We start from the raw sequence: 5,008 nt of genomic DNA on the forward strand, positions 1-5,008 counted from the left end.
GAAAGAACCCCGCCGCTGCCCCGACCCTGAAGGCGCCGCCCGTCAAGGCGACCAAACTCAAGGACAGGTAAGTCTCGGCGTTTCGGCGCAAGGCCATGACCGGCGGCATTTCAGGACCAATCGACAGTCAGCGATTGGTCCTGAAATGCCGCCGGCGCTGCTGTTGATTGGGCACCCGAAATTTCTATATCAATGCAGCGAAGACGACTTCGCGCTTTCCGAAAAGACCGGGACGACCCGCAATTCAATGGAGCGTTCCGATGTCGTGGATTCTTCTCTTCTTCGCTGGCCTGTTCGAGATCGGCTGGGCGATCGGCCTCAAATACACTGATGGGTTTTCGAAGCCGCTGCCGACGGTCCTGACGGTTGTCTCGATGGTCGTCAGTCTCGCCTTGCTCGGACTGGCGCTGAAGACGCTGCCGGTCGGCACGGCCTATGCGGTGTGGACCGGCATCGGCACAGTCGGCACGGCGCTGCTTGGCATCTGGCTGCTCGGCGAGCCTGCGACGGCGATCAGGCTGGCCTGCATCGCGCTCATCGTCTGCGGCATCATGGGGCTGAAGCTCGCGGCCTAGTTTGGCTGCAAGATTGCAACACAAACGCCTTCAGGGCCGCTGCAAGGCGGCCCTGAATTTGCTTGGTGAAATCGCGCTGTAGGAGCGCTAGCGAGCCGAAAAGCCCGGGGGCGTCCTGCCGGTGCGCTGCTTGCGCGCCGCATAGCGCGCGTCGCGCTTAGCCTTGCGCTCGGCCTCGTCGGCGAGCAAACGAGCGATGCGCTCGTTCTCTTCGGCTTCCCGGATCTTCGCTTCCGCCTGCGCCGCTTCTTCGGCAGCGATACGCGCTGCTTCGGCAGCCGCTTCGCGCTCGGCCTTCTCGGCCGCTTCGCGCGCCAGCTTTTCCTGCTTCAGCCTGGCCTTTTCGGCCTCGCGTATCGCACGAGCTTCGAGGATTGCCTTGCGTTCGGCCTGTCGTGCCAGCACTGCTGGATCGTCTGCTGCCGGCTTTGCCTTGAAGCGCTCGAGAAGCGCCTTCTTTGCCTCGTTTGCGGCATTGCGCCGCTCGAAAACGTCTTTTTCCCTATAGATAGCCAAGTCCACTTCCCTGGAGTCAATTTGCGAGGCTTACATACGCGTGAAAACCCAGAGTTCAAGCGCCAAAACGGTATGCCAGCCATGAAATTCTGAGCTGTTGCAGTCGGGAGACGCCTTTTCGGCTGAATTCGGCTGAAACGGACATGCACTGTTCACCATCCGCCCCTCTGGCGGCGCGGCGGACTGGTCGCTACCTGTAGCGCGAAAAATAAACGCCAGGATGACACATGATGGAACTCGGTCTCTATACCTTCGCCGACGTCAGCCCGGAACCGGGCCCCGGCGCCATCGGCGCGCATGAGCGGCTGCGCAACCTAGTCGAGGAGATCGAGCTGGCCGACCAGGTCGGCCTCGACGTGTTTGGGCTGGGCGAGCATCACCGTCCCGACTATGCGGCTTCAGCGCCAGTCGTGGCCCTGGCCGCGGCCGCCGAACGCACCAGGCGCATAAAGCTGACCAGCGCGGTCACCGTGCTTTCCTCCGATGATCCTGTCCGCGTCTTCCAGCAGTTTGCGACGCTCGACCTTCTCTCCAGCGGCCGGGCTGAGATCATGGCCGGGCGCGGCTCGTTCATCGAATCCTTCCCGCTGTTCGGCTACAATCTAGAAGACTATGACGAGCTCTTTGCCGAAAAGCTCGACCTGCTGCTTGCCATCCGCGATCATGTCAAGGTGACCTGGTCGGGCAGGCTGCGCGCTCCGATCAACGATCGTGGCGTCTATCCCCGCCCCTTCCAGGACAGATTGCCGATCTGGATCGCGATTGGCGGCACGCCGCAATCGGCCGCGCGGGCCGGTGCGCTCGGCCTGCCGCTGGCGCTGGCCATCATCGGCGGTGAGCCGGCACGGTTCGCGCCGTTGTTCGACATTTACAGGGAGGCGGCCAAACGGGCCGGCAACGATCCGGCTGATCTCGCCACCAGCCTCAACGTCCACGGCTTCATCGCCGAGACCACCGACCAGGCGGCCGACGATTTTTATGGGCCGCAGGCCGAGGTGATGAACCGCATCGGCCGCGAGCGTGGCTGGGGTCCAACGTCAAGGGCGCATTTCGACCAGTCGCGTGGCCCGAACGGCGCACTGTTCGTCGGCAATCCCGAACAGGTGGCCGAAAAGATCGTTGCCCAGCACAGGATCTTCGGCAACGACCGCTTCCTGCTGCAAATGGCGATCGGCACCATGCCGCACGCCAAGATCATGAAGGCGATCGAGCTCTACGGCACCAAGGTCGCGCCGATCGTGCGCAAGGAAACGGCGAAGACCATCCCTGCCGTGGCCGCGCCGGCCGCCTGATTCATCGGCCCTGATTCACTGGCAAGGGCGCAGTACGGCCTTGCCATCAACGCCGGCTAACGCATCGGCCCGAAAATCGGAATCGATTTTCGGAAAGCACGATGCGTAGATTCAAAGTGTTAGAGCGTGCTTTGTGCGTCCAAGTGGACGCACGTCGCTCTAACGGAACTTTGAAGCCGCAAAGGCGTTTCCGCCAACAGCGTACACCAATCGTGGTGTGCCGCCGAGGGCCAGAATGAAAGCCGACCCCGCCGCTTTGGGCGCAGGCGCTGCCGAAAGCCCGGATCCGCGCGTCGAGGCGCGGGCGGACACGCATCTGATGCGTTCGCTGCTCGTCGGCATCTTCATCCTTATGGCGATCTACGCGCTCTCCTTCGCTCGTGCCTTCTTCATGCCGGTCATTCTGGCTTTCCTGCTGGCGCTGACGCTGACGCCGATCGTCCGCTTCCTGCGCAAACACGGCTTGCCCGACGTGATGTCGGCGACATTGCTGGTGCTGCTGTCGTTCTGCGTCGTCGCCGTCGCAGGATATCTACTCAGCGGGCCAGTCATTGATCTCATCAACAACACCTCGGTGATTGGCCAGCAGCTGACCGAACGGCTCGCGCAACTGCGGCGCCCTTTCGAAAGGATCATGGAGATTTCGCGGCAGATAGAGGGGCTGACGCAGACATCCCAGGAGCCGGGCGTTCAGAGGGTAGCCATGGCGCAATCCGGCCTTCTCCCGCAAGCCGCCAGCAATTTGCTGTCGGCAGGCACCAGCCTCATCATCGTCTTCGTCCTGTCGCTGTTCCTGCTCGCCTCCGGCACGATGTTCTATGAGAAGATCGTCGAATCCTTCCCCAGTCTCAGCGAAAAGAAGCGGGCACTGCGCGTCGTCTATGACGTCGAACGTGAAATCTCGCACTACCTGCTCACCGTCGCCGTCATCAATACATGCCTGGGGTTGGTCATCGGACTCGGCCTCTGGGCACTCGGCGTGCCCAACCCGCAGGTCTGGGGCGCGGCAGCGGCTCTGCTCAATTTCCTGCCCTATATCGGGGCGCTGATTACAATCACGCTTGTCACGATCATCGCGCTGATCAGCTTCGACAGCATCTCCTACGCGCTGCTGGCGCCGGCCTTCGTGCTGTTGTGCGATACCGTCGAGGGCCAATTCGTGACGCCGACGGTGGTTGGCCGCCGCCTCGAGATCAATGCGGTGGCGATCCTCATCGCCATCGCCTTCTGGTCCTGGCTGTGGGGTTTCGTCGGCGCGCTGATGGCGGTGCCGCTGCTGGTCGTCATCAAGGTGTTCTGCGATCATTTCGACGGCCTCAGCCATGTCGGCAATTTCCTGGCGGCGCAGCATACTGCGGTGGTTGAAGAAGAACTCATCGAGGAGACGAACAGCGCTGCAGCGCAAACCGGCACGCGGCGTTTGCGGCGCCCGGATTGAATGCCTATATCGAGCTGGTCAAAGCCTGGCTCCCTTCCATGACCGATATCTCCTTCGACATCGACGCCTATTTCGCCCGCATCGGATACACCGGCTTGAGAGACGCTTCGCTGGAAACGCTGAAGTCGCTCCATCTCTTACACCCGCAGGCAATCCCGTTCGAAAATCTCGATCCGTTTCTAGGCCACCCGGTTCGTCTCGATCTCGCCTCGCTGCAGGAAAAGATCGTCGCTCGGGGTCGCGGCGGCTATTGCTTCGAGCACAATCTCATTTTCATGCATGTGCTGAAGGCGCTTGGCTTCGCCGTCAGCGGCCTTGCCGCACGCGTTCTTTGGGGCCAGCCCGATGATGCCATAACCGCCCGGAGCCATATGTTGCTGCGCGTCGAACTCGACGGCCGAACCTATATTGCCGATGTCGGCTTCGGCGGACTGACACTGACAGCGCCGCTCCTGCTTCGACCGGGTCTCGAGCAAAAGACCCCACATGAGACATTCCGCATGGTTGAGACAGGCGATCATTTTCGGCTGCAGGCCAATGTCGGCGGCGACTGGCGGACAGTTTACCGCTTCGACATGCAGCAGAACTATGAGGTCGACTATTCGGTCAGCAACCATTTCCTGTCGACCCACCCAACCTCGCACTTCCTTTCCTCCGTAATCGCCGCACGAGCCTTGCCGGGCCGCCGTTATGCGCTCCGCAACAACCGGCTGTCGACGCATCATCTCGGCGGCCGTACCGAGCAGATGGAGATAGCGACAGCCGCCGAACTCGCCGACGTGCTGGAAGGCCCGCTCGAAATCGCCATTCCCGACCGTGCAGCCTTCGAAGCTATGGCGCGACAGAAGAAAATCCTGGAGGCCTGAGACGCCATGACCGCTCTTTCCGCTCTCGACCTGTCGCCGATCGTCGAAGGCAGCAATGCTTCGCAATCGCTCGCCAATTCTCTCGATCTCGCCCGCCAACATGCCGGGCATCGCCAGCGCCGCCACCTCCATCGTCATTGCCCATGTCGCCGGCGGCACCAGGACGATACGCGTCGGCGGCGGGCGCATGTCCGGGAACCGGGATAAGTTCCGGAAGGGACCTCGAATTAAAAATGCCTAGAGCGTCCTTTGCGGCTGCTTGGACGCGCGGCGTCTGTTCAATTTTTTGAATTTGCGGCCGTGGCGGTCGCTTCCTACATC

General features: G+C 61.8%; 5 protein-coding genes and 1 pseudogene. 5 read left to right on the forward strand and 1 reads right to left on the reverse strand.

What is annotated here, in order from left to right; genetic code table 11:
- The first annotated feature begins 260 nt into the window (after nucleotides 1-260).
- Nucleotides 261-575, forward strand: a complete 315-nt coding sequence (gene sugE / locus EOB36_RS33005) for a quaternary ammonium compound efflux SMR transporter SugE (protein ID WP_095484562.1) — start codon at nucleotides 261-263, stop codon at nucleotides 573-575.
- 87 nt (nucleotides 576-662) lie between these two features.
- On the opposite strand, the gene EOB36_RS33010 is transcribed toward sugE, so the two are convergent.
- Complete coding sequence (locus EOB36_RS33010; protein ID WP_023801556.1) at nucleotides 663-1,091, reverse strand: DUF6481 family protein; 429 nt, start codon at nucleotides 1,089-1,091, stop codon at nucleotides 663-665.
- Between the two features lie 230 nt (nucleotides 1,092-1,321).
- On the opposite strand from EOB36_RS33010, the gene EOB36_RS33015 reads away from it, so the two are divergent.
- The 4 genes and pseudogenes from EOB36_RS33015 to EOB36_RS33030 form a co-directional block, all read left to right on the forward strand.
- Nucleotides 1,322-2,383 (forward strand): LLM class flavin-dependent oxidoreductase, encoded by a 1,062-nt coding sequence (locus EOB36_RS33015; RefSeq protein WP_128286539.1) that lies wholly within the window; start codon nucleotides 1,322-1,324, stop codon nucleotides 2,381-2,383.
- Between the two features lie 235 nt (nucleotides 2,384-2,618).
- Nucleotides 2,619-3,821, forward strand: coding sequence for an AI-2E family transporter (locus EOB36_RS33020; RefSeq protein WP_126104067.1), 1,203 nt, complete (start codon nucleotides 2,619-2,621; stop codon nucleotides 3,819-3,821).
- 38 nt (nucleotides 3,822-3,859) lie between these two features.
- On the forward strand, nucleotides 3,860-4,687 hold the full coding sequence (locus EOB36_RS33025; protein ID WP_126104068.1) for an arylamine N-acetyltransferase: 828 nt from the start codon (nucleotides 3,860-3,862) through the stop codon (nucleotides 4,685-4,687).
- Between the two features lie 6 nt (nucleotides 4,688-4,693).
- Nucleotides 4,694-4,877 (forward strand): annotated as a pseudogene (locus tag EOB36_RS33030) (alkane 1-monooxygenase); the annotation flags it as partial.
- Between the last annotated feature and the right edge of the window lie 131 nt (nucleotides 4,878-5,008).

Origin of the sequence: Mesorhizobium sp. M6A.T.Cr.TU.017.01.1.1, from assembly GCF_004023115.1 — a bacterium.
GTDB classification, from domain to species: domain Bacteria; phylum Pseudomonadota; class Alphaproteobacteria; order Rhizobiales; family Rhizobiaceae; genus Mesorhizobium; species Mesorhizobium mediterraneum.

Bases quoted from the DNA above. Each gene is read 5' to 3' on its own strand.
- sugE (WP_095484562.1), top strand. From the start codon at position 261: ATGTCGTGGATTCTTCTCTTCTTCGCTGGCCTGTTCGAGATCGGCTGG.
- EOB36_RS33015 (WP_128286539.1), top strand. From the start codon at position 1,322: ATGGAACTCGGTCTCTATACCTTCGCCGACGTCAGCCCGGAACCGGGC.
- EOB36_RS33020 (WP_126104067.1), top strand. From the start codon at position 2,619: ATGAAAGCCGACCCCGCCGCTTTGGGCGCAGGCGCTGCCGAAAGCCCG.
- EOB36_RS33025 (WP_126104068.1), top strand. From the start codon at position 3,860: ATGACCGATATCTCCTTCGACATCGACGCCTATTTCGCCCGCATCGGA.